The sequence below is a fragment of the Halomonas sp. M1 genome (assembly GCF_029581375.1).
Lineage (GTDB): Bacteria > Pseudomonadota > Gammaproteobacteria > Pseudomonadales > Halomonadaceae > Vreelandella.
Genome location: NZ_CP121119.1, coordinates 3,101,385 through 3,125,663 on the forward strand (window position 1 = coordinate 3,101,385; position 24,279 = coordinate 3,125,663).

At 55.5% G+C, this 24,279-nt stretch carries 23 protein-coding genes; 14 read left to right on the forward strand and 9 right to left on the reverse strand.

What is annotated here, in order from left to right; all coding sequences use genetic code 11:
• Nucleotides 1-15 precede the first annotated feature (15 nt).
• Nucleotides 16-2,031 carry a RecQ family ATP-dependent DNA helicase gene (locus tag P8S54_RS14300; protein WP_281442256.1) on the forward strand — a complete coding sequence of 672 codons (2,016 nt, stop codon included), beginning with the start codon at nucleotides 16-18 and terminating at the stop codon, nucleotides 2,029-2,031.
• Here the strand turns inward: P8S54_RS14300 and P8S54_RS14305 are convergent.
• From P8S54_RS14305 to P8S54_RS14330, 6 genes are read right to left on the reverse strand one after another with little or no spacing between them, the layout of a single operon-like run.
• Nucleotides 2,020-3,414, reverse strand: coding sequence for an FAD-dependent oxidoreductase (locus P8S54_RS14305; protein WP_281442257.1), 1,395 nt, complete (start codon nucleotides 3,412-3,414; stop codon nucleotides 2,020-2,022). The two genes, P8S54_RS14300 and P8S54_RS14305, sit on opposite strands and share 12 nt — an antisense overlap.
• Nucleotides 3,414-4,346 carry a polysaccharide deacetylase family protein gene (locus P8S54_RS14310; protein WP_281442258.1) on the reverse strand — a complete coding sequence of 311 codons (933 nt, stop codon included), beginning with the start codon at nucleotides 4,344-4,346 and terminating at the stop codon, nucleotides 3,414-3,416. Before P8S54_RS14310 ends, P8S54_RS14305 begins: the two co-directional genes overlap by 1 nt.
• 4 nt (nucleotides 4,347-4,350) lie before the next feature.
• Nucleotides 4,351-5,304 (reverse strand): polysaccharide deacetylase family protein, encoded by a 954-nt coding sequence (locus tag P8S54_RS14315; RefSeq protein WP_281442259.1) that lies wholly within the window; start codon nucleotides 5,302-5,304, stop codon nucleotides 4,351-4,353.
• 15 nt (nucleotides 5,305-5,319) lie between these two features.
• The gene (locus tag P8S54_RS14320) at nucleotides 5,320-5,985 is read right to left on the reverse strand and encodes an isochorismatase family protein (protein ID WP_281442260.1); all 666 of its coding nucleotides are present in this window, start codon (nucleotides 5,983-5,985) and stop codon (nucleotides 5,320-5,322) included.
• A 47-nt stretch (nucleotides 5,986-6,032) separates the two neighbouring features.
• On the reverse strand, nucleotides 6,033-6,926 hold the full coding sequence (locus P8S54_RS14325) for an oxaloacetate decarboxylase (protein ID WP_281442261.1): 894 nt from the start codon (nucleotides 6,924-6,926) through the stop codon (nucleotides 6,033-6,035).
• Nucleotides 6,927-6,980: 54 nt separating this feature from the next.
• The gene (locus tag P8S54_RS14330; RefSeq protein WP_281442262.1) at nucleotides 6,981-7,391 is read right to left on the reverse strand and encodes a nuclear transport factor 2 family protein; all 411 of its coding nucleotides are present in this window, start codon (nucleotides 7,389-7,391) and stop codon (nucleotides 6,981-6,983) included.
• A 213-nt stretch (nucleotides 7,392-7,604) separates the two neighbouring features.
• Between P8S54_RS14330 and P8S54_RS14335 the strand changes: the two genes are divergently transcribed.
• From P8S54_RS14335 to P8S54_RS14360, 6 genes are all read left to right on the forward strand, one after another.
• Complete coding sequence (locus P8S54_RS14335; RefSeq protein WP_281442263.1) at nucleotides 7,605-8,411, forward strand: GntR family transcriptional regulator; 807 nt, start codon at nucleotides 7,605-7,607, stop codon at nucleotides 8,409-8,411.
• A 146-nt stretch (nucleotides 8,412-8,557) separates the two neighbouring features.
• On the forward strand, nucleotides 8,558-10,003 hold the full coding sequence (leuC, locus tag P8S54_RS14340) for a 3-isopropylmalate dehydratase large subunit (protein WP_281442264.1): 1,446 nt from the start codon (nucleotides 8,558-8,560) through the stop codon (nucleotides 10,001-10,003).
• Nucleotides 10,003-10,641: a 3-isopropylmalate dehydratase small subunit gene (leuD, locus tag P8S54_RS14345; protein ID WP_281442265.1), complete on the forward strand. Its 639-nt coding sequence runs from the start codon at nucleotides 10,003-10,005 to the stop codon at nucleotides 10,639-10,641. The genes leuC and leuD overlap by 1 nt, the downstream gene beginning before the upstream one ends.
• A 121-nt stretch (nucleotides 10,642-10,762) precedes the next feature.
• On the forward strand, nucleotides 10,763-11,761 hold the full coding sequence (dctP, locus tag P8S54_RS14350) for a TRAP transporter substrate-binding protein DctP (protein WP_281442266.1): 999 nt from the start codon (nucleotides 10,763-10,765) through the stop codon (nucleotides 11,759-11,761).
• A gap of 66 nt (nucleotides 11,762-11,827) precedes the next feature.
• A complete protein-coding gene (locus P8S54_RS14355; protein WP_281442267.1) occupies nucleotides 11,828-12,334 on the forward strand; it encodes a TRAP transporter small permease in 507 nt (168 codons plus the stop codon).
• A complete protein-coding gene (locus P8S54_RS14360) occupies nucleotides 12,334-13,647 on the forward strand; it encodes a TRAP transporter large permease (protein WP_281442268.1) in 1,314 nt (437 codons plus the stop codon). Before P8S54_RS14355 ends, P8S54_RS14360 begins: the two co-directional genes overlap by 1 nt.
• 84 nt (nucleotides 13,648-13,731) lie before the next feature.
• Here P8S54_RS14360 and zigA read toward each other — a convergent pair whose 3' ends face one another.
• The 3 genes from zigA to P8S54_RS14375 all read right to left on the reverse strand — a co-directional run bounded on the left by zigA (nucleotide 13,732) and on the right by P8S54_RS14375 (nucleotide 16,116).
• Entirely contained in the window at nucleotides 13,732-14,958 is a 1,227-nt protein-coding gene (gene zigA, locus P8S54_RS14365; RefSeq protein ID WP_281442269.1) for a zinc metallochaperone GTPase ZigA, read from the reverse strand.
• Nucleotides 14,959-15,071: 113 nt separating this feature from the next.
• Complete coding sequence (locus P8S54_RS14370; protein ID WP_009100811.1) at nucleotides 15,072-15,347, reverse strand: TIGR03643 family protein; 276 nt, start codon at nucleotides 15,345-15,347, stop codon at nucleotides 15,072-15,074.
• 154 nt (nucleotides 15,348-15,501) lie between these two features.
• The gene (locus P8S54_RS14375; RefSeq protein WP_281442270.1) at nucleotides 15,502-16,116 is read right to left on the reverse strand and encodes a class I SAM-dependent methyltransferase; all 615 of its coding nucleotides are present in this window, start codon (nucleotides 16,114-16,116) and stop codon (nucleotides 15,502-15,504) included.
• Nucleotides 16,117-16,222: 106 nt separating this feature from the next.
• Between P8S54_RS14375 and P8S54_RS14380 the strand changes: the two genes are divergently transcribed.
• From P8S54_RS14380 to aceK, 7 genes are all read left to right on the forward strand, one after another.
• On the forward strand, nucleotides 16,223-17,638 hold the full coding sequence (locus P8S54_RS14380; RefSeq protein WP_281442271.1) for an ethanolamine ammonia-lyase subunit EutB: 1,416 nt from the start codon (nucleotides 16,223-16,225) through the stop codon (nucleotides 17,636-17,638).
• Nucleotides 17,628-18,467 carry an ethanolamine ammonia-lyase subunit EutC gene (eutC, locus tag P8S54_RS14385; protein WP_281442272.1) on the forward strand — a complete coding sequence of 280 codons (840 nt, stop codon included), beginning with the start codon at nucleotides 17,628-17,630 and terminating at the stop codon, nucleotides 18,465-18,467. The genes P8S54_RS14380 and eutC overlap by 11 nt, the downstream gene beginning before the upstream one ends.
• 64 nt (nucleotides 18,468-18,531) lie before the next feature.
• Nucleotides 18,532-19,035, forward strand: a complete 504-nt coding sequence (locus P8S54_RS14390; protein ID WP_281442273.1) for a CIA30 family protein — start codon at nucleotides 18,532-18,534, stop codon at nucleotides 19,033-19,035.
• A 154-nt stretch (nucleotides 19,036-19,189) separates the two neighbouring features.
• Complete coding sequence (gene pyp, locus P8S54_RS14395) at nucleotides 19,190-19,573, forward strand: photoactive yellow protein (RefSeq protein ID WP_281442274.1); 384 nt, start codon at nucleotides 19,190-19,192, stop codon at nucleotides 19,571-19,573.
• A 98-nt stretch (nucleotides 19,574-19,671) separates the two neighbouring features.
• Nucleotides 19,672-20,802: an AMP-binding protein gene (locus tag P8S54_RS14400; RefSeq protein WP_281442275.1), complete on the forward strand. Its 1,131-nt coding sequence runs from the start codon at nucleotides 19,672-19,674 to the stop codon at nucleotides 20,800-20,802.
• Nucleotides 20,803-20,824: 22 nt separating this feature from the next.
• On the forward strand, nucleotides 20,825-22,405 hold the full coding sequence (locus P8S54_RS14405; protein ID WP_281442276.1) for an aromatic amino acid ammonia-lyase: 1,581 nt from the start codon (nucleotides 20,825-20,827) through the stop codon (nucleotides 22,403-22,405).
• Nucleotides 22,406-22,493: 88 nt separating this feature from the next.
• Complete coding sequence (gene aceK / locus P8S54_RS14410; protein WP_281442277.1) at nucleotides 22,494-24,260, forward strand: bifunctional isocitrate dehydrogenase kinase/phosphatase; 1,767 nt, start codon at nucleotides 22,494-22,496, stop codon at nucleotides 24,258-24,260.
• The last annotated feature ends 19 nt before the right edge of the window (nucleotides 24,261-24,279 follow it).

Below are 24,279 nucleotides of genomic sequence, written 5' to 3' on the forward strand. Positions count from 1 at the left end.
TAACCAGGAGTGTTCATGCCCCCCACATCACCCCAGCAAACGCTGAAAGACGTATTCGGTTTTGACGACTTTCGCGGCGGCCAGCAGGCGGTGGTGTCCAGAGTGCTGGAAGGGCACTCTACGGCGGCGATTTTCGCCACCGGCGCGGGTAAATCATTGTGCTACCAGCTTCCGGCGCTGCACCTGCCGCATTTAACTCTGGTAGTGTCGCCGCTATTGGCGCTAATGCAGGATCAGCTCGTGTTTCTAACCCGCCACGGTGTGGCGGCGGCCAGCATCGACTCCACCCAAGACCGAGACACCACCCGCGATGTGATGGAGCGCGCCAAAAGCGGCGAGCTGAAAATCCTGATGATCTCGGTGGAGCGGCTTAAAAACGAGCGCTTTCGCCATTTTTTGCGCCAAGTACAGATATCGCTACTGGTAGTCGATGAAGCCCACTGCCTCTCCGAGTGGGGGCATAACTTTCGCCCCGACTATTTGAAGCTGCCGGACTACCAGCGTGATTTTGCCATTCCCCAGGTGCTGCTGCTCACCGCCACCGCAACGCCCACGGTGATTGCCGATATGGGCGAGAAGTTTGCCATCGCGCCGGATAACGTCATCACCACCGGTTTTTACCGCCCCAATCTTGAACTGCTGGTGGCACCCGCCATGGAGGATCGTCAGCAGCAACTGATTAACTGGCTGAAGCCGCAGATGCAGCCAGGCTTTGAGGCGCCGACGATTATCTATGTCACCCTGCAGCAAACTGCCGAGCAGGTGGCGAAGGCGCTGGTGGCCCAGGGAATTCCCGCCCAGGCCTACCACGCGGGGCTAGATTCCCAGCGAAGGGATGAGATTCAGCGTCAGTTTATGGGTGGCGAGTCGCCCTGCATCGTGGCGACTATCGCCTTTGGGATGGGCATCGATAAGGGCGATATTCGCAACGTGGTGCACTATGACCTGCCCAAATCGATAGAGAACTACAGCCAGGAGATTGGCCGGGCAGGGCGCGACGGCCAGCCTTCCACCTGCCTGACCATGGCCGGTCGTGATGGCCTGCGGGTACTGGAAAACTTTGTTTACGGCGATACCCCTGAATACGCTGGCATTGTCCGTTTGCTGGAGGAAATCGCCACGGCAGGCCAAACCCCGGATCGCCAGTGGGAAGTGCTGCTCAACACGCTTTCCCGAGATACTAATCTCCGCCTTCTGCCGCTAAAAACGCTGTTGGTGCGGCTGGAGATGCACGGCATTATCGCCCCACGCTTTGCGTTTCTGGCCGAGTATCGGCTGCGCTATCATCTTGAGCCTAATGAGTTGGTGGGCCGCTTTGAAGGCGAGCGTGCTGCTTTTGTACGCCTTGTTGTCGATAACATTCCGATTGCGCGTACCTGGGGTACGGTGGATTTTGAGCGCTTAAAGCAGGCGGGGCAGGCGCAGCAGATTGATGCTTCGCGGGCTCGTGTGATCACCGCGTTAGAGTATTTTCAGGATAAAGGCTGGCTAACACTGGAAGGCAAGCGGATGACTGATGTTTATGAGGTGTGTCAGCCCGGTTTTGCCATTGAGACGCTGGCGAACCAGCTGTATGACGACTGCCTCAATCGTGAACGTATTGAAATTGACCGGCTGCAGTCGATGCTGGCGCTGTTTGAGTCGGAGAGTTGCCTAACGCGACGAGTGGCTGAACACTTTGGTGACAGCACGTTTAGTAATAGCACGTATGACGAGCCAACCGAGAACGAGCAGGGCCGCTGTGGTCACTGCTCGGTGTGTTACGGCCACCCGGTGAAACTACCGGATGCACCGCCACCGCCTGCATTAACGGCTGCTGACTTCCAGCGTTACGCAACGCCGCTAATTGAGCGTCATATCGAACAGTTCGGCCAGCCGCCCAATGCCCAGCGGCTGGCTCACTTTTTGTGTGGTTTAACCATGCCGATTTTCACCCCGCTCAAAGCCCGCACTCTTAACGGCTTCGCGGTCTTTGAGCGGCGCGCCTACCCCGAGGTGCGCGAGTGGGCGGAAGCGATGCTAGGCCAGTAGCTCAGCGGCACTTCTGCCCGCTACAGCGCCCAGTATCACGGCACTGAGCAGCCCGTTACCGGAGAGGTAGCCGCTGTCGTTGGAACCTGAAACACCGCGGGCAGCACCGCCTGCGGCAAACAGGTTGGGTAGCGCCTGGCCTTGCGTATTGAGTACCCGTGCAGTGGGATTCACCTCTAAACCGCCCTGGGTGTGAAACAGCGCTCCCGTGACACGAATGGCATAGTAGGGTGCTTTGAGGAGGTTGGCGGGTTCAAAACGGCGACTAAACGTATCTACCGTTTGCTGTTTGGCATGCTGCTGCATCTCCGCAAAGGTAGCCTGCAGCACTGTTAGTGGCAGGTTCAAGCCAGCGGCCATCTCTTCAAGGCTGGCAAAGCTGCGTACTGCGCCGCTCTCCTGGGCATTACGGTAATCTTCAAACGCCTGGGCCGATTCATGAATGCGGGCATCATAAAGATTCCAGGCCACTTGCTCCGGCTGCGCCAGCACCTTGGCGGCCTGTTCGGAGTAGCCGCCGTGCTCATTGGAAAAGCGCTCGCCCTTGATATTGACCTGAATGCCCCCTTGCATCATCAGCGCCCAGCTAATCAGCGTTTGGTGCGGCGTGGCGAGCGAGCCGTGGCCTTGGCAGGCACCTAGGTCTTTGGTGCTCGCGCCCATTTCCTGGCCCCACAGCAAGGCGTCGCCCTGGTTGCCCTCGTGGCCGTAATACAGCGCGTGTTTCAGCGTGGGCAGATAGCGCTCGACCAGTTCAGGATTACCTCCATAGCCGTTGCAGGCCAGTATCAGCGCATCGCAGCCAATGCTTTCGCGGCTGCCGTCTGGGCGCTCCAGGGTGACGCCCCGTACACGCTGGGTGCTATCCACGTGCAAATCTACCACCCGGGCCTGGGTCAGAATGTCGATACCCGCCGCTTCGGCGGCGTTGAGCAGCGCGCCCATCAACTCTTCCCCGGTGCGCCGGGGCGTGGCGTGCATGCGCAGGTGACGGTGGCCGGGGTAGAGGAAGCCTTCCACCAGCTCGAAAGGTACACCGTGTCGGTCTGCCAGCCACTCGATGATTGGGCCGGACTGGCTGGCCAGCAGTTCGACGATGGCCGGGTCTGCCTCAAAGCCATTTTTTTTATGAATATCTTCTGCCATGGCCTCGGCGGAGTCCGTGACGCCTAGCTCATGCTGAAAGCGCGTATTGGCCGCTGGGATAAAACCCGACGACATCGCCGTGCTGCCCCGAGGCAGGACATCGCGCTCTAAAATAGCTAGCTCAACGCCCGCTTCCTGGGCGGCCAGCGCCGCCACCAAACCGCAGGCTCCCGCGCCAATAATTAGCAGCGGCAGGTGGGCATCAAAGCCGTCGTGTGTGTAGGGAATGATCGCCATTACGCCTGCTCCGCTGCTTGGTGGAAGGCATCCAGAATCTCACCCGCCGGGGCCTGCCATACGTCTGGGTGCCCGCTGATGTGTGCCAGCACGTCTTCCAGGCAGGCAATACGGTGGGGCTGGCCGACTAGCCAGGGGTGCAGGTTCAGCGCAAACAGCCGCCCGCCCTGTTCCCGGGACTCTTCCAGCAAGAAATCGAAGGCGTCTTTTACCTGTGTCACCCAGGAACCTTCCGAGTGCAGGTTCTGGCTCATCACAAACTGATCTTCAATCTCGGTGGCCAGCGGCATCATAGTTAATTTGCCGGTGCTGGTGGTACAGGCATAAGGCAGGTCGTCGTTCACCCAGTCGGCGCAGTACTCAAGGCCGTTGTCTGCCAGCAGGTCCAGGGTGTTGAAGCTCTGGTGCTTAGCGGGGCTGAGCCAGCCGCGTACGGGCTGGCCGGTCACTCGCCGCAGGGTGTCCACAGAGCGCTTGACCAACTCGGCCTCTTCTTCGATGGGCTGGCCGCCATAGTGCAAGTGGTCCATGTTCCAGCCGTGGGCAATGAACTCGCCGCCGTGCTCTTTTAAGCGCTGCACCAAATAGGGCGTCTGCTTCGCCAACTGCGCATTGATTGCAAAGGTGGGCGTGATGTTGTGCGCCGCCAGCGCTTTGAGTACCCGATAAATGCCCACTCGGTTGCCGTAATCCCGCAGCGAGAAGTGGCGCAGATCTGGGTAAGGCATGGTCATGCCGTTGGGCACTTTAAACGGCTTGCCGCGCTGATTGAGCGGGTAGAACTGCAGCGAAATATTGATCCACACCGCCAGGGTTTTGCCCTCGGGCCAGGTAACGGGGGCGCGTTCACTTAGCATCGACCATGCATAGCGGTCGTGGTCGTAGCCGTGGCGGCGTAAAGGGTAGTCGAGATAGTCGTCATTAAGCGCCATAGCGTTACCCCTGTTTGCCTGCTGTGGTGGCCTGGGCCGCGATACTGTCGAGGGCGGCATCGTAATAGTGGGCCAGGTAGTAATCGGCAATCTCGCGGCCCGTGGCGACCCATACATCCGGGTGCCCGGTGATGTACTCAAGCGCCTCTTCAAACGCCTTGATGCGGTGGGGGCAGCTCACTTGGTAATTGTGGGTAGGAATGCACATCACCGTGCCGGACTCCGCGCCCTCTAAATACAAGCGGTCAAAGTGGCGCTTAAGCATGGTGGCGTACTGGCGCGGCTCCACCTTGTTTACCGCGTAGACGATGGTGTCGTTCATCTCTAGCGAGTAGGGCATGGAGATAAACCGCTTGCCGGAGCGCACGCTGATCGGCGTCGGTTGGTCATCGTGGAACAGGTCGCAGGTGTAAAGCCCGCCTTTGTCGCCGAATAACTCTTCACCCACTTCGGCAAACAGATCCAGGGTGCGCTCCGAGTGGGAGAGCGCAGGGGCCAGATAGCCCGCGCAGGCCTGGCCGGTGTGGCGATGGATGGTCTCCATGCTGTCACGGATCATCGCCCGCTCTTGAGCTTCGCTAAGGCCGTAGGTGTAGCGGGTGTTGTAGATGCCGTGGCTGAAGAACTCCCAGTCGCGCTCTTTGCACATCTGGATAATTTCCGGATGGTGCTTGCAGAGCGCCACCGACAGTGACACCGAACCGCGAATGCCGTACTTGTCTAGCAGGGCCATCTGGCGCTGGTGGCCCACGCGGTTGCCATAGTCGCGAATGCTGTAACCTGGCACCGATGGGTGTGGGTGCGGCCATGGCTTGCGGCTTGGGTTCTGGGGCGGGTCGAGTTCGTAATACTCGATATTGGGGGCGACCCAAAAGGCCACCTTTGCGCCGCCGGGCCAAGTGATTTTGGGGCGCTGGTCGTAGGCCCAGTAATCGTAAACGCCAAGTGACTCTTTCATTGCTCGCTCCTCACCTTATTTGCCGCCCTCAAGCCACGCCAGCACGTCAGCCACGGGCATGACATCGGCGTACTTGAGGTGCAGGTCGGTCAGGTTGGCGTAGTGGTAACTCTCGTGTTTGTCCGCCACGCACTCCATGGGCACGATGGTGCGGTAGCCACGAGAAAGGCTTTCCACGGCAGTGGCGCGGATGCAGCCCGACGTGGAGCCGCCGGTGATAATCACCGTATCGACTTGATGCCATACCAGCAGGGACTGCAGCGGCGTTTCAAAAAACGCCGAGGGCATGCGCTTGGTGTAGATCACGTCGCGGCTGCGGTCGATCTCGCAGCGCTCGTCGAACTCGGCGCGTTCGGAGCCGTACTTAATGTTTTGCAGCGAGTCGGGGGTATCGGTGCGGGTGCCCCACACGCCCGCATCTTCGGCGGAGTCCAGAAAGGCGACATGAGTCCAGACCACAGGCCAGCCTTTTTCCCGAAAACCACGGGCCAGTTGGTTGGTGTACTCCAACTGTTTGGGGTCGGTTTCGTAGGCGGTCTTGAAGAGATCGGTGCGGGTGTAGGCCTTTTGCGGGTCGACGTTTACCAGCACTGCTTTGTTGCCAAAACCAAACGGTACCCGCTGGGGGTTGGCCATGACATCGTTAAAAATCTCTTTCGCCGTTTTGTCGGTGGTCTGCATCGTCGTCTCCTGAGTTTTATTTGTTGGCGCTGATGTGTGCTGAGTCGTTAACGATTGTCGTATTGCTGACCAAGCTCCAGCATCGCATCGGTGCCTAAGTAGTCATTGAGCTGTTTGAAATCGAGCATCTGGTCGCGGAACGCATCGGTGGTGCCATCTTCTTTCAGCGTGGCAAAAAAGCGGCTGGCCATGTGGGTGATAGCACGTACCAGGGCGCCTGGGAAAATCACCATCGAAAAGCCCAGCGCTTCCAGGGCCTTGGCATTTTTCAGTGGGGTGTCGCCGCCTTCCACCATATTAGCCATGATGGGCACCTTGCCTTTGAACTGCGCCATGATCTTGCCGATATCTTCGTCGCTACGAATACCTTCGATAAACAGCATATCCACCCCAGCTTCGTAATAGGCCTGGGCACGCTCAATGGCACTGTCGGTGCCTTCCACGCCAAGGGCATCGGTGCGGCCGATGATTAGCGTGTTATCACTTTCACGGGCGTCTAGTGCAGCATGCAATTTGCCGACCATTTCGCTTTTGGAGACCAGCGTTTTGCCGCGTAAGTGGCCGCAGCGCTTAGGGTAGGTTTGATCTTCCAACTGAATCGCATTGGCGCCCGAACGCTCCAGCAAGCGCACGCTGCGCATGACGTTCATCGCATTGCCAAAACCGGTGTCGCAATCCACCACAACCGATAAATTTGTGCGTTCGCGAATATGTGACATCGCAGTGCAAATTTCGGTAATGCTGAGTAGGCCAATATCCGGCCGGCCCAGCTGGGTATAGGCTAGGCTTGCGCCCGAAAGGTAGACCGTATCGAAGCCTGCCTGCTCAGCAAGTGAGGCGCCAAGGGCGTCAAACACGCCAGGGGCGACCACAATGGAGCTGTCTTTCAACTGCTGCTTAAGTTGGGCTGTCTGGTGTGAGGCGTGCTGTTGGCGTGTCATAAATATCTCGTCACTCTAGGAAAAGCGATAGTAAGAAAAACATGAGCGGTGGATTCAGAGGTTGGCGGTGGCTGCTTGTACTAGCGCCAAGTCATTCCAAACATCCTGACGGGTAATCAGGCCATCGGTAAGTTCAAAGCGGTCAATAAAACGCACGCCGGTTGAGGTAGTACCATCCAGCCACTCCACTTTGAGTTCGCCATGGCAGGTCACGACGGCATGAGGCTGTGAGGTGTAGCTATCCAGCGCATAGATCGTTTTGCTAACGCTGCGGTAGCGGGTTCGCGCCCACTCAACGACCTCGCTTAGTCGCAGCATGGGCGGCGCCCCAGGGAACTGCATGACCACGTTAGCCGCAAGGTGGCGCTCTGCGCTGGCCAGGTCGCGGGCTTCCATGGCGCTTAGAAAAGCGCGCACCTGCTCTGTGTTGTGGTTCTCTGCGTTAGTCATTTCTGCGTTAGGCATCTCGACTCTCTTACTGCCAACGGATCATTTGAGGCCACATTGTTAGCGATACGAAACGGCGTTGGTTCTGTGATAATGGCTTTCAAGTGGCAGTGATTGTGTTATTACTTAGCTGTCAATATGTATTATATGTAATACATTTTTATGTCTATTATTATCCCTGCGTCAAGCCTGACATGAATTTTTTGAACAATATCCTAAGGAGAGGCGTGGATGAGTGAGGCACAAACCTCCGCGGTGGGTGGCACTAAATCACATCGCATCTACCTGCTGTTGAAAGACGCTATCTTGAGCGGACGGCTCCCGGCGGGCAGTAAATTGCCGGGTGAAAATAAACTGGCGGAGCAGCACGGGGTGTCTCGTGTCACTGTTCGGCGTGCGATGGAAGCGCTGCAAGCGACAGGCATGGTAGAGCGTAAAGCGGGCGTGGGCACGGTGGTGTTAGAACAGCCGCTGGACGCCACGGTGATGACCGCTAGCGTTTCTAACCTAATGCCTAATATGGTCAAAATGAGCCAGGCTTCTCAGGTGCGGCTGCTGGAGTTTGCTTATGTGCTACCACCGGAGATGATCCGCGAACGGCTGGGTATGGCGCAGAACGGCAAAGTGCAGCGTTCGGTTCGGGTGCGCATGGTTGACGATAAGCCGTTTTCCCATCTGGTAACCCATGTGCCTGAGCCTATTGCTCTGCACTACAACGAGATGGATTTAGCCAATACGCCGCTATTTGTGCTGCTGGAGCGCAGCGGGGTGAAGGTTGACCACGCGTCACAATCGATTTCAGCCACGTTGGCCAGCCATGAGGTGGCAGGGGCGCTGGATGTTGCCGTGGGCTCGCCGCTGATTTCACTGACCCGCGTGGTGTTTGATGAGCAGGGCCGAGGCGTTGAGCATCTTGATGCACTTTACCGTCCGGATCGCTATCGCTTCCAAATTGATCTAGAGCGCAACGGCGATGATAACTCCCGCTACTGGGAGCCTAAGGTGGGCGGAATGCCCACCGATGGGAAGGCAAAGTAGCGTAATTGGGCGACTTTTTTAATGTATTAAATTTAATACAGATTTAAAATTAAAAAAAATACATTTGACCTGTGTTGTGAAATTGCGCTAGTTGTATTGGGTAAGAACGATAAGTCTAACGAAGGCCGAGGCAACGAGCGACGACCATGAGTACCCCCACAACGCTGTTTGACAAAGTTTGGCGCGCCCACGAGGTTCACCGCAGTGAAAGCGGTCAGAGCCTACTGTGGATTGACCGCCACTTTGTCCACGAAGGCTCTTTCCATGCGTTCAATAAACTGGCTGAACGCGCGCTGCCCGTTGCCCGGCCCAATTTAACCTTTGGCATTGCTGATCACTACGTACCAACCCTAACCCGCGATCTAGCAGGTGTGGTCGACCCCAAAGTACGTTCGATGATAGAGCAGCTCTCCCACAATACTCAGCAGCACGGGGTGACGCTGTTTGGCTTGGACGACCCGCGCCAGGGCATTGTGCATGTCTTGGGGCCCGAACAGGGGCTTACCCAGCCCGGGATGGTGATGGTTTGCGGTGATAGCCACACCGCCACCCACGGCGCCTTTGGCAGCATTGCCTTTGGTATTGGCGCCTCGGAAGTGGCCCATGTGCTGGCGACGCAAACCTTGTGGCAAAGCAAGCCCAACGTAATGCGGATAACCGTTGAGGGCCAACTGGCCGAGGGCATCACTGCCAAAGATATTGCGCTGACTTGGATAGCGCGCCTGGGCGCCGATGGTGCTCGCGGCTATGCCATTGAGTACGCTGGCGAGGCGATCCGCTCACTCTCCATGGAGGCACGGCTTACGCTGTGTAATCTCTCCATTGAGGGCGGTGGCCGCTGCGGCATGATTGCCCCGGACCCAATCACCTTTGAGTATCTGCGTGATCGCCCCTGGAGCCCCAAAGGGGAAGCCTTCGAGCAAGCCTGCGCCTACTGGTCCACATTATATAGCGATCCAAGCGCTAATTTTGATCTTGAAGTAACGCTGCATGCGGATGACATCGCACCGACGGTGACCTGGGGTGTTTCCCCTGAAGAGGCGTTGCCGATTGATCGCTCAGTGCCTGATCCTGACCAACTGAGTGATCCCGCGAAAGCGCGCCAAGCCCGAGATAGTCTGGCTTATATGGGATTAACACCCGGACAAAAACTTACTGAGATCAACATTGATCGAGTCTTTATCGGTTCTTGCACTAATGCGCGCATTGAAGATTTACGCGCCGCCGCGGCGGTGCTGGTAGGGCAGAAAAGCTGCGTGCCCGGCATGGTATCGCCCGGCTCAACGCAGGTGAAAACCCAAGCCGAAGCCGAAGGATTAGATCGTATCTTTATCGATGCAGGGCTTGAGTGGCGACACTCCGGCTGCTCCATGTGCGTCGGCATGAACGGCGATTTAGTGGCTAGCGGCGAGCGCTGTGCTTCCACCACCAACCGCAACTTCAAGGGCCGTCAAGGGCCAGGCGCACGCACTCACCTGATGTCACCTGCGATGGTAGCCGCTGCGGCGGTGAGTGGTCGGCTAGCCGATGTCCGCACGCTAAAGCTAAATGGCAGTGCTGGCTCAACCGTTCAGCCTTCAGGAGCGAAGTAATGCTACCGATTACCGTATTGGATTCCCTTGGCGTTGCCCTTACTGCGGCTAACGTGGATACCGATCAACTGATTCCCGCGCGTTTTATGAAAGAGCCGCGCAGCGTCGGCTACGGTCAGTTTTTACTTTATGACGTTCGCCACAATGAGCAGGGCACCCCGGACGAAGAGTTTATTCTTCATCGCCCTAATGCGTCTGACGCTGAGGTGATGGTCAGCCGCCGCAATTTCGGAGCAGGGTCTTCCCGGGAAGCGGCAGTCTATGCCCTGGTCGATTACGGCTTTCGCTGCGTGGTGGCACCAAGCTTTGGCGATATTTTTGCGTCTAACGCCGTTAATAACGGCTTATTGCCTGCGGTGGTGGAAGAGGATGACGCCGAGCGTTTGCTGGCAGCCCTTGGTGATATACCGGCGGCCATTTACGTTGATTTGGAGAAGCAATTAATTCGTGTCGCTGAAGTTGAGGTCAGTTTTTCAATTAGCCCCGTTTGGCGTACCAAGCTGCTGAACGGTTGGGATGATATTGATATGACCCGCCAGCACGCTGACACCATTACCGATTTCGCAGCGAACTACGCCCGGCAGTTCCCCTGGACAGCCGCGCAGACACCAGAACCGAGCATTATCGGCAAAGGGTAACGGAAAACACCGTTACAGTAAGAGAGGCACACTCGTTACACCACTATAAGAACAGCACGCACGCTTGCATCAATGGTTAAAAAACACTCTACAAAGCAGCCCCTTGTGCAGGAGATATATGATGAAAAAAGTAACCCTTACCCTGGGCATGCTCACCGCCCTGGTTTCCACCCAAGCACTGGCGGTTGATCAAATCACCGCTGTGCATGCATTTCCCCCTTCGTTGATCTACACCCAAAGCTTTCTGGAATTCGTCGATAAGGTCAACGAGCGAGGCGAAGGTGTGGTGCAAATCAATGTACGCGGCGGTCCTGAAGTCATCGGCCTTTCTGAGCAGCCTGATGCCGTACGCAATGGTGTAGTGGATATGGCCTACACCGCTGCAAGCTTCTACGCAGGCACGGTGCCAGAGCGCGATGCTATGGTCGCTTCTAACACCAACGCTATTTTCGCCCGTGAAAACGGTGGTATCGACCTGCTTAATGAAATCCACCAAGAGAAAATGGGCACCTACTATCTGGGCTGGTTCGATAGTGGGGTGAGCTACAACCTCTATACCATTAACGAGCCCACCATTGATGACGACGGCAACCTAAGCGTCTCGGGGCTGCGGTTGCGCAGTAATCCTGTGTATGACGCTTTCTTCCAAGACTACCTGGGTGCACAACCGATCAGCCTGCCAACGACCGACGTATACGCAGCGTTGGAGCGTAGCGTGGTTAATGCCACTGGTTGGACGCAAATTGGCCTGAAAGATCTCAACTGGGATCGCTTTCTCAACTATCGAATTGATCCGGCGTTCTTCTCTACCGACATGGGCGTAATCGTTAACCTGGATAAGTGGAACCAGCTAAGCGAAGAGTCCCAACAAATTCTTCAAGAAGTGGCCATCGAACATGAGCGTGCAAGTGCCGAGACATTGGCTAACTTAGCCGAAGAGCAGCAGGCTGAGCTTGAGGCTGACGGTATGCAGGTCATTACCCTTGAAGGCGAGGTTGGTGAGCGCTATGCCGAAGCTTCCCGCGATGCCACCTGGGAGCGCATGCGCCGCCAGATGGAACGCCATCCTTCAGGTCTGGAGCATTACGACACGCTGATCGAGAAGTTTAACGATCTGTAAAAAGCATGTGGGGCGCTAACGTTATTAGCGCCCCTTCCTGTGTGGCTATATTTTCTAGGGCTTTTTATGCGCTACGCACAACGTGGCTACTTACTGCTGCTTAACGGCATGGCACTACTAGCCGCCATCATGTTGGTATGGCTGATGGTGGCAGTGGTGCTCTCAGTGGTAATTCGTAATTTGGGACTTCAGCCCTCGGCGTGGTTTTTCCTTTCAACCGAGTACGCCATGTTCTACCTCACTCTGCTGGGTGCCCCCTGGTTGGTGCGCCAAAAAGGGCATGTGCATATTGAGCTGCTGACCTCGGTGTTGCCCCCTGCAGCGCTGAATATAGTTAGCCGTGGTGTGTCGCTGCTGTGTGTGGTGGTCTGCGCCATATTGGCCTGGAAAGGGTTGGATTTGGTGTTACTCAATATCGAGCGGAGTGATTACGACGTGCGCGCTTTCTTTGTGCCGAAGTGGATGTTGACGATAGTTTTCCCTATCAGCTTCACTTTAATGGCAATCGAATTTGGCCGCTTCGTGGTGGGTCATGACATTCTTCACAGTGGTGAAGCGGGGATAAAAGAATAATGGAATGGTACTTTGCACTCGCTTTTTTGCTTTCGCTGATTCTCATTTTTATGGCCATTGGTACGCCGATTGCGCTTGCGTTTTTAGCCGCCAACGTGATCGGTGCCTGGCACTTTATGGGGGGGCAAACCGGCATTGTTCAGATGCTCAACAACGGTTTTGGCGCGCTCTCAAGCTTTAACTTAGTGCCTATTCCGCTGTTCTTATTGATGGGGGAGCTGTTTTTCCGCACTGGCCTGGGCATGAAAATGTTTAATGCTGTTGACCAACTAATGGGCAAACTCCCAGGACGTTTATCCTATGTCACCGTCGTGGGCGGTACGGCTTTTTCTACCCTGAGCGGCTCTTCTATGGGCTCCACAGCATTGATGGGTTCGCTGCTTGTGCCGGAAATGGAGCGGCGCGGCTATAAAAAGAAAATGGCCATTGGCCCGATTCTGGGCACCGGCGGCCTCGCGATTATTATTCCGCCCTCAGCGCTTGCTGTACTGTTAGCAACGTTGGCAAGAGTGGATATTGGCGCACTGCTTATTGCGGGCATTTTACCGGGACTTACCCTGGCGGTTTTTTACATCGTCACTATTTTTATCCAAACCAAGTTGGATCCAGCCGCCGCACCTGCCTATGAGTTAGAGCCGGTACCGCTTAGCACAAAGCTTAAGCTGATTGTGACCGATATTCTGCCCATGCTCAGCGTAATGGTGATTATTGTTGCGATGATGCTGTTGGGGTTTGCAACGCCTTCAGAAGCGGCGGCCTTTGGGGCATTGGGCGTGATTATCTTGGCGTTTATTTTCCGCTGCATGACCTGGGAGGCGTTTAAGCTTTCGGTCACCGGGGCGCTGAAAGTCACTTTAATGGCCTACTTAATTGTGTTCGGTTCAGCGACTTTCAGCCAACTACTGGGCTTTTCAGGCGCCTCAGGTGGGCTGATCGGCTGGGCGACCAGCTTTGAGCTTTCACCGATTTTTATGCTGCTGGCAATGTTTGTGGTACTGCTGGTGTTAGGCACCTTTATGGAGCAAATCTCCATTATGATGCTGACTGTACCGATCTTCTTCCCTTTGGCACATGCGCTGGGCTTTGATTTGGTGTGGTTCGGTATTGTTGTTTTGTTGGCGCTTGAAATCAGCTTCTCAACGCCGCCATTAGGGCTGTTGTTGTTTGTGATGAAAGGGGTCGCACCGGCAGGTACTACCATGCGTGAAATTTACTCGGCCGCGATTCCTTATATTTTCTGTTCGATGCTGTTGGTGGCGGTGCTGATAGTATTTCCGGGCCTGGCTACCTGGTTGCCCAGCATGCTGCAATAAGGCCCTTAGCGTGCAAAAAAACAGTCGGCAATAAAAGAGAGAGGCTGCGGCCTCTCTCTGCTGTTTATGCATCACCCCAACGGCTTACTCCCAAGCCGGAAAAGGGTCGGGCAGCGTCTTCCACGCTTCCATACCATCTAGCAGCTCACCTTCACTCAACAGGCACGCATCCAGCGCTTCGCGCATTTTGGCTTGGTCCAGGTGTTGGCCGATAAACACCAGCTCCTGGCGCATATCGCCAAACGGTTCCTGCCACTTTTCCATAATAAACTGGCGGTATTCGGGGTCGTCGGGCCAGCTGTCTTCAGGGATAGCTTTCCAGAACACACCGGCAGGGCCGTGATGAGCAATGCCGCCCGCTTGGCTCCACTGGCCTGCATAGCGTGGCCGAGTCGCGAGCCAGAAGAAGCCTTTCGAGCGTAGCAAGCCTTTACCAAACCACTCTTGATTTAGCAGGTCGTGGAATTTTTGCGGATGAAAGGGGCGGCGGGCGTGATAGGCAAAGCTGCCAATGCCATACTCTTCGGTTTCGGGCACATGCTCGCCGCGCATCTCTTTTAGCCAGCCGGGTGCCTGCTGAGCGCGCTCAAAGTCGAACTTGCCGGTATCCAGCACTTTGTCTAGCGGCACACCACCTTGGGTGATTGGCACCAGCTCCGCATCGGGGTTAAGCGAGCGCAGAATCGCTTTCAGTGCCTCCAGCTCTTTTTCACTGATTAGGTCGGTTTTACTGATCAGCAGAACATCACAAAACTCAATTTGGTCGACCAGCAGGTCGGCAACGTTGCGCTCGTCGTCTTCGCCTAAGCTTTCGCCTGCTTCTTCCAGAGTTTGCGCTTCACGGTACTGCTCAAGGAAGTTGGCACCGTCTACCACGGTGACCAGTGTATCCAGCCGCGCAACCTGGGAAAGGCTCTGGCCGCTTTCGTCCTCAAAAGTGAAGGTTTCCGCCACGGGCAGCGGCTCGGAAATGCCGGTGGACTCGATCACCAAGTAATCGAACTTACCTTCTCGTGCCAGTTGGCTGACTTCTTCCAGCAAGTCCTCACGCAGGGTGCAGCAGATGCAGCCGTTGCTCATCTCTACTAAGCGCTCCTCCGAGCGGTTTAGTGCCACGTCACCATCCAATGTCGACTCACCAGGGCCGCCGCGCACCAGTGCGCCGTCGATATTTACCTCACTCATATCGTTAACGATGACCGCTACCCGGCGACCTTCACGGTTGGCGAGAATATGGTTGAGCACGGTGGTTTTACCGGCACCTAAAAAGCCCGAAAGTACGGTGACGGGCAGGGGAGAGAAAGCAGTCATTGCGAGTACACCTCAAAACGGTCTTATGTTATGAGATAATATAACAATAAAGAGGCGTCTTAAGAAAGTTCTGTTTTGATGACCGCTGTATAAGCCTGTGCTGGCTGGCGTCATTAGCGCTTATATTGTGTGGGGCAGTAGCCCCGCAATACATCGGGTGAGCGCAAGGCCGTGTGTTTGGTAGCCCGACCAGTGACGCGCTTACGCCATAGCCGAAATGAAGCAGGTTTCAGCTGATGGCGCATTACCTCGATGACATCCGGCTCGCCCAAGCCAAACAGTCCTTCGATGGCTTCAAACGGTGTGCGATCCTCCCAGGCCATCTCGATAACGCGGGATTGCTCTTCTTCTGGGAGGCGGCGAAAACGTTTCACGGCAGCTTTAGGCATTGGGCACCCTGAGTATTGGCTGATAAGCGACGCGCATAAATAGCGAAACAGTTGGTTGTACAAATGCTTTACGCGATTAGGGTGATTGTACTAAAAGTGCGGATTAAAATGCAGGTTTTCTGAATGCGTTAGCTAACAAACAGCTTAGTAGGGCTTATTTTGTCGCCAGCAGGGCGCGGAATAAACCCTTCATAAGCACCGGTTCGTCGCGCTGAATGGTAAAGCCAGCCTGTTGTATAAGAGGCGTGGCCTGGCGTGTGATATCGGTAGCGATAAACGAGGTGAAGGCGTTTAGCGCCCGCCTGCTTGGCCCAGCAGGTTGAGCATCTGGCTGAAATTTGTCCATTACGCACAGCTGGCCGTCCGGCTTCAGCACTCGGTTAGCTTCTGCCAGCCCCTGTTCTGGGCGGGGCATGACCGCGAGGATAAGATGCATCACTACCACGTCGAAATGTTCGTCCGGGTACTCTAGCGCAGCGGCGTCCATGACTCGGCACTCTACATCCCGCCTCGCTTTTTCTGCCCGTTCTCGTGCACGCTTTACCATGGCGGGCGTTAAGTCGGTCAAATGTGTTTCTAGCTCATGGGGCAAATACGGCAAGTCTAAGCCTGTGCCTGCGCCTACTAATAAAACGCGCATGCCTGGCTCCCAGTCGACTTGGCCAAGGGCCATGCGTCGCGGCTTACAAAACGCTTTGGTGGCCACAAGGTCATACAGTGGGGCGTAGACAGTATAGCGAAGTCGATTCCAAGCTGTTGTATTTATCATCTTACTTCTTAGCTCCCACTTATTTTAACGGCTGACGTGCAGCACATCAGCGGCTAACTTGAAAGTCACCCATGCCTATAAGCATAGCTAATATGAGGGTGATGCGATGTCACAGTGTTATCACACCACGTTGGGAGAGCGTACTTACCGTTTTTCCAATTTAGCGGAATTAATGGCTAAGGCCACACCGCCCCGTTCCGGTGACCGTTTGGCGGGGGTGATGGCTGAATCCTCGGAGGAGCGGGTGGTGGCGCAAATGGTGCTTGCCGAGCTGCCGCTCACGACGTTCTTAAATGACGTTCTGATTCCTTATGAGCAGGATGAAATTACCCGGTTTATTATCGATGACCACGATATCGGCGCTTTTGCGCCGCTAAAGCATCTAACCGTGGGAGATTTCCGCAACTGGTTGCTGTCTGACCACGCCACTTGCGAGGTACTCACTGCTGTTTGTACCGGCATTACTCCCGAAATGGCTGCCGCGGTGAGCAAGCTAATGCGCAATCAGGATCTGATTTTGGTGGCCAAAAAGTGCCAAGTGACGACCGCGTTTCGCAATACAATTGGGCTGCCGGGGCGGCTCTCTACACGGCTTCAGCCCAATCATCCTACCGACGATGTCACCGGCATTGCCGCCAGTATTCTCGATGGGCTGCTGTATGGCAGCGGCGATGCGGTGATTGGTATCAACCCTGCCACCGATAACGTCGCTCAAAGTATCAAGCTGATGCGCCTGATGGATGAGGTGATCCAGAAGTATCAAATCCCTACCCAGTCCTGCGTGCTTACCCATGTGACGAACACGTTAGAAGCGATTGAGCAGGGCGCCCCAGTCGATCTGGTCTTCCAATCCATCGGCGGTACAGAAGCTACCAACCGCAGTTTCGGGTTCGATTTAAGCACCCTAGCTGAAGCTGAGGCAGCGGCGCATTCGCTCAATCGCGGGACAGTGGGCCGCAACGTAATGTATTTCGAAACCGGCCAGGGCAGCTCGCTTTCTGCTGATGCCCACCATGGCCTTGATCAGCAAACTTGTGAAGCCCGTGCCTACGCCGTGGCGCGCAAGTTCAATCCGCTGCTGGTGAATACCGTGGTGGGCTTTATTGGCCCTGAGTATTTATTCGATGGTAAAGAAATCACTCGGGCGGGGCTTGAGGATCACTTCTGCGGCAAGCTGTTAGGGGTGCCTATGGGTTGCGACGTTTGCTACACCAACCACGCTGAGGCCGATCAAAACGATATGGATAACCTTCTGACGCTACTCGGCGTAGCGGGCTGTAACTTCATTATGGGCATCCCCGGCTCTGACGACATTATGCTCAACTACCAAACCACTTCTTTTCATGACGCGCTTTATGCGCGGCGCGTACTGGGGCTGAAAGCAGCGCCCGAATTTGAGCGCTGGTTGGTGGACATGCAGATTTTCCAGGATGTCAGTACGTATCGGCTGAATGACCAACTCCCCACCGCCTTTGCCAACAGCCTGCGTCATCTGCCTAAGGAGCCGCGCCATGGTGCATAAACCCTTATCCCCCATCGTGGTGGAGAATCCTTGGGAGCGATTGAGTGCCTTTACCGATGCGCGGATTGGCCTTGGACGCGCTGGGGTTAGTCTACCCACCAGCAAGCTATTAGCGTTTCAGCTGGCCCACGCTCAAGCCCAGGATGCCGTTCACTGCGCACTTGATGGTGAAGCCTTAGAGGCAGCGCTAACCGACACGCTTAACCTCACTGCGTCGCCTATTCGCTTACACACGCTTGCAAAGGATCGCGCTACTTATCTACAGCGGCCCGACTATGGTCGACGCTTAAGCGAGCCGTCGCGGGAGCAGCTGCAGCAAGCCGCCGAGTCAGGTCAGCGCTTCGATTTGGCGGTGGTGATTGTCGATGGGCTTTCCGCACTGGCGGTGCAGCAGAACAGCGCGCCGTTTCTTACTGCGCTGTATCGCGCTTTTGAAAGTGATCAGCAAGCGTGGCAGCTCGCACCCTTAACCTTTGTCGAACAGGGCCGTGTCGCCATTGGCGATGAAGTGGGTGCGCTGCTTAACGCCGATGCGGTGCTGGTGATGATTGGCGAACGCCCAGGATTAAGCTCCCCCGATAGCCTCGGGTTGTATATGACCTGGGCGCCTGAAGTGGGTCTAAAAGATGACCGGCGAAACTGTATTTCAAATGTCCGTCCGGCAGGGTTGAATCCCGAGGAGGCTGCTCGGCGGATGCTATTGCTATTAAAAGAGGCCCGGCAGCTAACGCTTTCCGGCGTAAAGTTGAAAGATCGCAGCGAAGATAACGTGCTGGAAGGCGACGCCGTCGCCACAGGCTTTAAGGATAACTTCCTCGTCGCTGATTGAAGCCAATGTTGCATTCATTAAGCCGTAGTGAAACGCTGGATATTCCACTTTTTGAGGAGCCACCATGACGTTAACTTTTACCGATCCAAGCGAACAGCAGCGCTGGTATGCCGTGGATGATGGCGTAATGGGCGGTGAGTCCCACAGTGGGTTTCGTATTGAAGCAGGCTCAGGCTGCTTTTATGGCGAGGTCTCATTGGAAAACGGCGGCGGCTTTGCCTCGGTACGCCGTGAGCCTAACCACGTTGAACCATTGCTTACCCAGGGCGAGGGCATAAGGCTTAGGGTGCGCGGCGATGGTCGCACCTATCAGCTGCGTTTAAAAAGTACTGCATTAGAGGACGCCAGTGCCTATCGGATAACGTTCACGCCTACCAAAGATGAGTGGGAAACGTGGGATTTTCCTTGGCATAGTTTTGAAGCCGTACGCCGCGGCACGCTGCTTGGCAGTGCGCCGCTGTTAGACCCGAAAAGTATTCATCAAATTGGTTTTTTAATTGCCGACAGAACCGCTGGGCCATTTGCTCTCTACGTGTTGGGACTAGAGACATTGAGCGGGAATAAGTAGAACGTTTTCTGGTCTCATTAAATAGTATTAGCTGATTGCTTTGAGGCCCTGGTACTGCTAGATTCAAAAGGTAGTTATAATCTATGTATAGCTTTTGTACAAAAAATTGAAGTATTCAATGCGTCTGCAGGGTACTCAAACAGGAGATGTGGTAATGGCGATGGAAATGGTACGTTTTGGCGGCGATGATATTGAAAATGCCCTAGCCAACATGGACGACAAAAAGCTTGATACGCTGGCTTTTGGCGCCATCCAGCTAGATGCCAATGGCAAAATCATTCAATACAACGCAGCGGAAGGTGGTATTACCGGTCGTGACCCTAAAAGCGTCATTGGCAAAAATTTCTTTACTGATGTTGCTCCCTGCACACAAAGCAAAGAATTTCAGGGCCGTTTCAAGGAAGGCGTTAAAAATGGTGATTTAAACACCATGTTTGAGTACGTGTTCGATTATCAGATGACGCCCACAAAAGTAAAAGTGCATATGAAAAAGGCGCTTTCTGGAGATACTTTCTGGATTTTCGTTAAACGCTTATAACCCAGATTACCCAAGGGCCGCCCGCTCAATGGATACTGTGAGTGGGCGGTTTTGTGTTTAAACCGTACGATATTTCTGGCGTTATTAAGGATCATCAGATGCCTCAGTGGCTAAGCGAAGCCGATTGCAAGGCGGTTCTGCAATCTCTGCTAAGCGCTGAACTCGCTGCCTACCGCGGAACTCCCGCGCCAGACTGGCAAAGTTCGCCCTCCATCGACTCCCTAGAAAGACTGCATCTCGCCGCCTGTGTGAATGAATACTTTCGTTTATATGAAACAGGGGTAGAAGACCGTCTTCTCATGACTCAGCACATTGATGACTGGGCAGCCATTGTGGCGCAGGCGCTCGATGATACGTCAGGCCTTACGTTTCGCACGTCAGGGAGTACAGGCGCTCCCAGCGCCCATTTAAACCGTTGGGAAGATATAGCAGCGGAAGTGCAGGCGCTAATACGCCGCTTAGCGCCTGTGATGCCGATTAACCGTGTCATAGGGTGGTTACCGTTACATCATCTTTACGGCTTTATGTGGGGCGTTGCCCTGCCAGCACGGCTGAATATACCGCGCGTTAGTGTAGCAGGAGCAGCTATGCCCGCTTTGGCGCCTAGCGACATGCTGGTGACTGTGCCGCCTTGCTGGGACTACCTGGCAAGCACTCGCAGGGAGTGGCCTGAAAACGTGACCGGCGTCTCTTCATCGGCCCCCCTTTCGGCGGCTACGTCTAACACGCTGGTTGAGCAAGGCTTAGCCGGTTTGCTCGATATTTATGGCAGTACAGAAACCGGCGGTGTGGCAACCCGTTGGCGTGCCTCTGAGCCCTACCAGCTGCTAACCCACTGGCAACGCCACGATACACAGCACCTTCAGCGCGATAATAGTGACCACCCGGTTCCGCTTCTGGACGCTACGCAGTGGGTCGACGACACCCATTTTACGGTGAAAGGGCGCCTTGACGATGTGGTCATCATTGGTGGTGTTAACGTCAGCCCCCAGCATGTCGCGCGGAATTTATGCGCGTTAACCGGGGTTGCCGACTGTAGTGTGCGCGTCACCGGGTCTGCCGCATCGCCACGCTTAAAGGCGTTCGTGGTTCCTACGCAAGATGAACATGAAACCGCCAGTACGATTGCCCAAGCCACGGCCCACTGGCCAGCCGCAGAGCGCCCGGTAAGTATCACTTACGGAGCATCGCTACCAACCAATGCGATGGGCAAACTCACTGATTGGTAATTTTTGTACAGGAAGTACTGATATGAACGATGACTCTCGGACGTTGGAAGAGATTGAAAACATCGCCCTTGGGCGTCAGATGCTTGTGCTGTCGCAAGAAGAAAAACGAGCGAGCGCACAAGCACATGCTTTTCTGTGCGACGCTATTAACCAGCGACGCCGTATCTACGGAGTGACAACAGGGTACGGGCCGCTGGCCACCACGGACGTAGATCCTAAGCAGTCAGCGCTCCTGCAGCAGAATTTGGTCTATCACCTATGCAGCGGTGTGGGAGAGCCGCTGGCACACACCCAGGTTCGCGCCATGATGGTGGCCCGCGTCGCGAGTCTAGTTCGAGGACACTCCGGCGCGAACCCTTTATTAATCGAGCGGCTGCTTGCATGGCTTGAGGCGGACGTGGTGCCTGAAGTGCCCTCGCGGGGCACGGTAGGGGCGAGCGGTGATTTAACGCCGCTGGCGCACCTGGCCCGCGCATTGAGCGGTGAAGGCAGAGTAAGCCTGCGTGGCGGCCGCTGGATCGACAGCGCCGAGGCTCACCGTCAGCTGGGGTGGGAGCCGCTTGTCCTACAAGGCAAAGATGCCATTGCGCTCGTCAACGGCACATCGACCACGGCCGGGATCGCGGCGTTAAATGCCACTGCTGCGCAACGGGCGGTAAAACTCAGTGCCTTACTGGTACTGCTTTACTCGGAACTACTGGGAGGGCACCGCGAGGCGTTTCATCCGCTGATAGGCAAGCTTCGTCCACACCCAGGCCAGCGGCAGCTTCACCAGTGGCTTTGGTCGCTATCCGCAACTAGCGATGCACTAATACCTTGGAGGCCCGTATCGGAGCAGCTTCCAGAGATGCCCAGCGATATTACCCAGCACCGGCCACTACCCCAAGATGCGTATACGCTGCGCTGTGCTCCCCAGGCGCTAGGTGCCGTGTGGGACGTTGTTGAGCAACATGCGCAAACGGTGCGTATTGAACTGGAAGCGGTCACTGATAACCCGCTACTGTTTGCCGACGACGACCTGATTTTGCACGGCGGGAATTTTTTTGGGCAGCACTTAGCCTTTGCCAGCGATCACCTCAACAATGCGCTCATTCAGATGGCGCTTTACAGCGAGCGTCGCATTGCCAGAATTACCGACCCTTTAAAAAATAAGGGGCTTCCCGCCTTTATGCAGCCGCTTGATACGGGCTTGCACAGCGGGTTTATGGGCGCTCAGGTGAGCGCAACGGCGCTAGTGGCTGAATTACGTAGCCACGCCATGCCCGCCTCTATTCAGTCTATTCCGACGAATGCGGATAATCAGGATATTGTGCCGTTAGGAACCATTGCCGCACGCCGCGCAAGCACGAGTTTAGAGCAGCTTTACCAAATCTTAGCGATTGAAGCCTTGGTACTGGTGCAGGGCGCTGAGTTGAAGAACACCCATGCGCTTAGCCATGCCTCCCAAACACTGTGCCACTGGGTGCGAGAAACGGTTCGACCGCTTGAGCAAGACCGCCCTTTGTCAGAAGACATTACCCAACTCTCACAGCTGCTTGCCGACCCCGACCACGTTGCACCGCTGATGGTGCTGCTGGATACCGCCCCGCAGGAGAGCGCTTAACGCGCGCTCCTCCACTAAGGTCGTCTCGCATGTAGTCAGGCGTTAAGGGAGTCTTTGTACACTCTCTTTTTAAACGAGCAACCCTGACATGAAGCTCTCTCCGGCCTACCGCTTAGCCGCCACCATTCTGCATGGGTTTGATGCCTATCGTGGGCGCTTTAAACAGATCACGGCGGATGCCAGTCGTCGTTTCCGCGATGCCGCGTGGCGCGAAGCGCAGCAAGCGTCCGCTGCCCGTATCAACCTCTACGAAGAGCGAGTGGGCGATACCCTAGAGCGTTTGCAGCGCACTTTTGAGCATGATGTGCTGGCGCACTGTGAAACCTGGGGGGAAGCCCGGGGTCACTATGCCGAAATGATTGCTCAGCGGCTGGATTACGAGCTGGCGGAGACGTTTTTCAACTCACTGTTTTGCTCAGTGTTTCATTATCGCCACATCCGTAACGAGTGGATGTTTGTTTACAGCTCCCGTGAAGACGCTGCCCACCACTCCGGCATTGAGCTGTGCCGAAGGCAAACGGTAAATGGAGATTGGCAGGCGGCGCTGGCCTGGGCGCTGGATGAGGCGCCGTTTGACAACCCATTTGCTGACTTGGAGGGCGATATTGCCCTAGGGGCCGATCTGCTGAAAAGCCAGCTCCCAGCGGCTATTTTGCAGGCAGAAGATGCCCAGATTGAGCTGCTTAAAAACGTCTTTTATCGCAACAAAGGGGCGTACTTGGTGGGCCGTATTTTAGGCGGTGGCGAGCAGGTGCCGCTGGTACTGCCAGTGCTTCACGGCGAAGGCTTTGGTGAGCAGCAGGGCGGCGATCCGTGCCTGCATTTGGACACGGTGCTCACAGAAACGGATGAAGTCTCGATTATCTTCTCGTTTACCCGCGCCTATTTTCAGGTGGAAGTACCGGTGCCGAGCGAATTTGTCAGCTATCTAAAGCAGCTGATGCCCCATAAGCCTGAAAGTGAGCTGTATGCGGCGATTGGCTTTTTTAAGTACGGGAAAACGGCGTTTTTCCGGGCGCTTAATCTGCAGGTTGCTAAGCGCGAAGATCAGTTTATTATCGCGCCCGGTGTTCGCGGCATGGTGATGGCGGTGTTTGTACTGCCCAGCTTTCGCACCGTTTTTAAGATCATTAAAGATAAATTCGATCCCGCGAAGGAGGTCACCCACGCGGTGGTTCGGGAGAAGTACCGGTTGGTAAAGCGCCACGACCGGGTGGGGCGAATGGCGGATACCCAGGAATTCTCAAACTTTATCGTCCGCAAAGACCACTTCGCGCCGGATTGCCTCGAGCATCTATTAGAGGTCGCGCCCTCTACGGTATCGCTTAAAGATGACAAGGTGATCATCAAGCACTGCTACACCGAGCGGATGATGACGCCGCTCAATATCTACCTGGAGCAGTGCAGCGCCGATGAGCAGGTGATGGTGCTTAAGGATTACGGCAACGCCATCAAACAGATGGCGGCGGCGAATATTTTTCCGGGTGATATGTTGCTGAAAAACTTTGGGGTGACGCGCCACGGGCGGGTGGTTTTTTACGATTACGATGAGGTCAGTTACCTCACCGAGTGTCGTTTTCGTCACATTCCTAAATCCTACGGCAATGACTTTCAAGGGGGAGGGGCCGAGAGCTTCTCCATTGGCCCCAACGACATCTTCCCTGAGGAGTTTGGCCCGTTTATGTTTGCCAACCCCGGGCTACGCGCTGTCTTTATGCAGCAGCATCCTGAGCTGTTCGACCCGGATTACTGGCTGGAGCTGCAGCAGGCGATTATCGATGGGCGAGTGATCGACGTTTACCCCTACCGCAATAAACAGCGTTTCGCGGGAACGATAGGGCAGCTGGTATATTAAGAAGCCGTAAGGCGCAATG

Coding starts and splice junctions, on each gene's coding strand:
- P8S54_RS14300 (WP_281442256.1), top strand. CDS start 16: ATGCCCCCCACATCACCCCAGCAAACGCTGAAAGACGTATTCGGTTTT.
- P8S54_RS14375 (WP_281442270.1), bottom strand. CDS start 16,116: ATGATAAATACAACAGCTTGGAATCGACTTCGCTATACTGTCTACGCC.
- zigA (WP_281442269.1), bottom strand. CDS start 14,958: ATGACTGCTTTCTCTCCCCTGCCCGTCACCGTACTTTCGGGCTTTTTA.
- P8S54_RS14390 (WP_281442273.1), top strand. CDS start 18,532: ATGACGTTAACTTTTACCGATCCAAGCGAACAGCAGCGCTGGTATGCC.
- P8S54_RS14315 (WP_281442259.1), bottom strand. CDS start 5,304: ATGAAAGAGTCACTTGGCGTTTACGATTACTGGGCCTACGACCAGCGC.
- pyp (WP_281442274.1), top strand. CDS start 19,190: ATGGCGATGGAAATGGTACGTTTTGGCGGCGATGATATTGAAAATGCC.
- dctP (WP_281442266.1), top strand. CDS start 10,763: ATGAAAAAAGTAACCCTTACCCTGGGCATGCTCACCGCCCTGGTTTCC.
- P8S54_RS14405 (WP_281442276.1), top strand. CDS start 20,825: ATGAACGATGACTCTCGGACGTTGGAAGAGATTGAAAACATCGCCCTT.
- P8S54_RS14400 (WP_281442275.1), top strand. CDS start 19,672: ATGCCTCAGTGGCTAAGCGAAGCCGATTGCAAGGCGGTTCTGCAATCT.
- aceK (WP_281442277.1), top strand. CDS start 22,494: ATGAAGCTCTCTCCGGCCTACCGCTTAGCCGCCACCATTCTGCATGGG.
- leuD (WP_281442265.1), top strand. CDS start 10,003: ATGCTACCGATTACCGTATTGGATTCCCTTGGCGTTGCCCTTACTGCG.
- P8S54_RS14320 (WP_281442260.1), bottom strand. CDS start 5,985: ATGCAGACCACCGACAAAACGGCGAAAGAGATTTTTAACGATGTCATG.
- P8S54_RS14325 (WP_281442261.1), bottom strand. CDS start 6,926: ATGACACGCCAACAGCACGCCTCACACCAGACAGCCCAACTTAAGCAG.
- P8S54_RS14310 (WP_281442258.1), bottom strand. CDS start 4,346: ATGGCGCTTAATGACGACTATCTCGACTACCCTTTACGCCGCCACGGC.
- P8S54_RS14370 (WP_009100811.1), bottom strand. CDS start 15,347: ATGCCTAAAGCTGCCGTGAAACGTTTTCGCCGCCTCCCAGAAGAAGAG.
- P8S54_RS14380 (WP_281442271.1), top strand. CDS start 16,223: ATGTCACAGTGTTATCACACCACGTTGGGAGAGCGTACTTACCGTTTT.
- P8S54_RS14355 (WP_281442267.1), top strand. CDS start 11,828: ATGCGCTACGCACAACGTGGCTACTTACTGCTGCTTAACGGCATGGCA.
- P8S54_RS14305 (WP_281442257.1), bottom strand. CDS start 3,414: ATGGCGATCATTCCCTACACACACGACGGCTTTGATGCCCACCTGCCG.
- eutC (WP_281442272.1), top strand. CDS start 17,628: ATGGTGCATAAACCCTTATCCCCCATCGTGGTGGAGAATCCTTGGGAG.
- leuC (WP_281442264.1), top strand. CDS start 8,558: ATGAGTACCCCCACAACGCTGTTTGACAAAGTTTGGCGCGCCCACGAG.
- P8S54_RS14360 (WP_281442268.1), top strand. CDS start 12,334: ATGGAATGGTACTTTGCACTCGCTTTTTTGCTTTCGCTGATTCTCATT.
- P8S54_RS14335 (WP_281442263.1), top strand. CDS start 7,605: ATGAGTGAGGCACAAACCTCCGCGGTGGGTGGCACTAAATCACATCGC.
- P8S54_RS14330 (WP_281442262.1), bottom strand. CDS start 7,391: ATGCCTAACGCAGAAATGACTAACGCAGAGAACCACAACACAGAGCAG.